Origin of the sequence: Nocardia amamiensis NBRC 102102, from assembly GCF_001612745.1 — a bacterium.
GTDB classification, from domain to species: Bacteria; Actinomycetota; Actinomycetes; order Mycobacteriales; family Mycobacteriaceae; genus Nocardia; species Nocardia amamiensis.
Genome location: NZ_BDBA01000103.1, coordinates 1 through 2,550, shown reverse-complemented (window position 1 = coordinate 2,550; position 2,550 = coordinate 1). Strand labels below are relative to the sequence as shown.

Annotated in this window: 3 protein-coding genes; 1 reads left to right on the top strand and 2 read right to left on the bottom strand. The window is 69.3% G+C overall.

Going from position 1 to position 2,550, the window contains the following annotated elements; translation table 11 throughout:
- The coding region (locus tag NA4_RS19885) for an alcohol dehydrogenase catalytic domain-containing protein (RefSeq protein ID WP_157129155.1) at window positions 1-575 on the bottom strand (575 nt) is incomplete at its 3' end.
- A 570-nt stretch (window positions 576-1,145) separates the two neighbouring features.
- On the opposite strand from NA4_RS19885, the gene NA4_RS19880 reads away from it, so the two are divergent.
- Window positions 1,146-1,652 (top strand): UCP032817 domain-containing protein, encoded by a 507-nt coding sequence (locus NA4_RS19880; RefSeq protein ID WP_067471836.1) that lies wholly within the window; start codon window positions 1,146-1,148, stop codon window positions 1,650-1,652.
- 25 nt (window positions 1,653-1,677) lie between these two features.
- Here the strand turns inward: NA4_RS19880 and NA4_RS19875 are convergent.
- The coding region (locus NA4_RS19875) for a PDR/VanB family oxidoreductase (RefSeq protein WP_067471833.1) at window positions 1,678-2,550 on the bottom strand (873 nt) is incomplete at its 5' end.

The following is a 2,550-nucleotide window of genomic DNA, read 5'->3' as shown; positions in this document are numbered from 1 at the left end:
CGTCCGGCGAGGTCCAGCTTCGCGGCGCCCCGCGCGGCGGCGACGACGTTCGCGCCCGCCGCCTTGGCGAGCTGGATCAGCAAAATTCCGAGACCACCGCCCGCGGCGGTGATCAAGACCCATTCCCCGGGCTGGATAGCGGCGCGGTCGAACACCGCGAGCGCGGTCCTGCCGTCGTGTGCGAGCGCGACGGCCTGTGTCATGGTCACCCCATCGGGAATCGCGACCAAGGTCTCCGCCTTGGCCAGCGCTTTCTCGGCGTACCCGCCGATCGGCAAACCGCCGCCGACACCGCTGGCCGCGGTCTGAGTGGACACCCGCTTGCCCACCCAGGCCGGATCGACATCCGGGCCGACCGACGCCACCACGCCGCTGACCGCGCCACCTGGCACGTACGGCGGCTCGATCGCGAAGAAGTCCGTCCCCCAGCCACCACGCAACCGCGTGTCCAGGAACATCACATCGGCGGCCGCCACATCGACCACCACCTCACCCGGTCCGGCCACCGGGTCCGGCAGCTCACGCACCGCGAGCACTTCCGGTCCACCGAACACACCGGCTTGCACAGCCCGCATGACACAACCTCCATCGTTCCTTGCCGTCGCGAACGAAGACAGCATGGAACCTGAAGTCAGGTTGAGGTCAAATCGCGGGTCAGGACCCGCCGCCGCAGCTGCTGCCACCACCGCCGCCGCCGCAGCTGGAACTGCTTCCGCCACCACAGCTGGAACTGCTCCCCCCACCGCAGCTGCTGCCTCCGCCGCAACTACTTTCCTGATGGCCCCCGCCGCAGCCATTCGGATGGCCCGGGTCGTGCCCGCCGATCAGACCGGCGCCGCCCGCGGCCCAGAACGGGTCGGTGGATCCGTGGTGGTGGTAATTCCCTCCGCCCCGGGCTCCGCGCCACGGTCCATTCGGCGGCGGCAGGTGCCGGTTGCGTTGCGAGCGGAGCACGACAACCACCACGATGATCGGGACCGATATGAGAAATACCAGCATCACCAGAGCGAAGAGAAGGATGAGTACTTCCATATCGTGTCCTTTCCGGCAGCGCCGGTCCCTCCGTGGTCACGCTCCGCCTCCTCCGGGCCTGAGCGCGCATGCCAAAACGGTAGCGGCCCGCCGGCCCACACGTACAGTGAACTGTGGTTTCATTCAGTTTCAGCAGGTCCCGCGACATCGACCTGGCGACCGTCCGCTCGGCCGTCGACGCGCTGGAACTACCCGACGCCGTGTACAAGACCTGCCCCTGGCAGCCACGGGAACTGGTGGACAAGGGATTACGGCAGTGGCTGCTCTGCTGCGGCGCCGCCCTGCGCGACGACCAGGTGATCGGCATGCCGTCGCACGCGGCCGACGAGGCGTGGCACGGTTTCATCTTGTGCACGAAGCGCTACGCCGACTTCTGCACGAAGGCCTACGGCCGATTCCTCCACCACTTCCCGGAAGGCGGCGGTCCCCCGGACAATTCGCACGGGACCATGGCCGAGCAGCTCGGCCGCACCGTGGTGGCGTGGGCGTTCGCGGCGGCTCCGGACGAGGAATGCGTGCTGTGGGATCTCGATCGCCGGGTCGGCGTCGAGCACCCGTGGGGCATCGCGGCCGAGCGCGTCGAGGCGATCGAGGCCGAACTCGCCGCAACGCGCGGTTGACTGCCGAGCGCCCTCCACGGCGGAGTCACAGATCGAGCACGAGCCGCCCGCCCTCGGCACGGGACACGCAGACGAGCATCTCGCCCGCCTCGTGTTCGGCGTCGGTGAGCACGCTGTCGCGATGGTCCGGCGCACCGGCCAGCACACGAACCTTGCAGGTCCGGCAGAAACCCTGCCTGCACGAGTACGGCCGGTCGGGCCGGGTCTGCAGGATGGTGTCGAGCGCGGAACGGTCGGCGGCGACCTCGACGACCTCTCCAGTGGAGGCGAATTGGATCTCGAACGGTGTGCCGTTCACGATCGGCGGCGGCGAGAAGCGCTCGGAATGCAGTTCCACATAGGGCATTTCGCGCACGGCGTCGGCGATCAGCGCGATCATCGGCACCGGTCCGCAGCTGTAGACCGCGGTGTCGGGCCCGACTCCGGGCAGCAAGGCGGCGGCGTCGGGGAGCCCATGTCCGTTGTCGGTGCGCACCATGACGTGGTCGCCGAATCCCGCGATCTCGTCGAGGAACGGCAGGGTGTCGCGGCTGCGGCCGGTGTACACCATCGACCACTCGATCCCGAGGCGGTGCGCCAGCCTGGCCATGGGAAGAATCGGCGTGATGCCGATGCCGCCCGCGACGAAATGTAAACGAGCAGCCGGGGATCCGTGGCCGGGCACGGCGAACGGAAACGCGTTGCGCGGTCCGCGCACCATGATCGGCGTCCCGACCGGGAGGCCGTCGTGCACCTCCACCGAACCACCGCCACCTTCCGGGATGCGGCGCACTGCGACCCGGTAGGCACGGGTGTCCGCCGGGTCACCGCACAGCGAATACTGCCGCAGCCTCCCGGAGGGCAACTCGAGATCCACATGGGCGCCGGGCCGCCACGGCGGCAGCACGCGCCCGTCGGC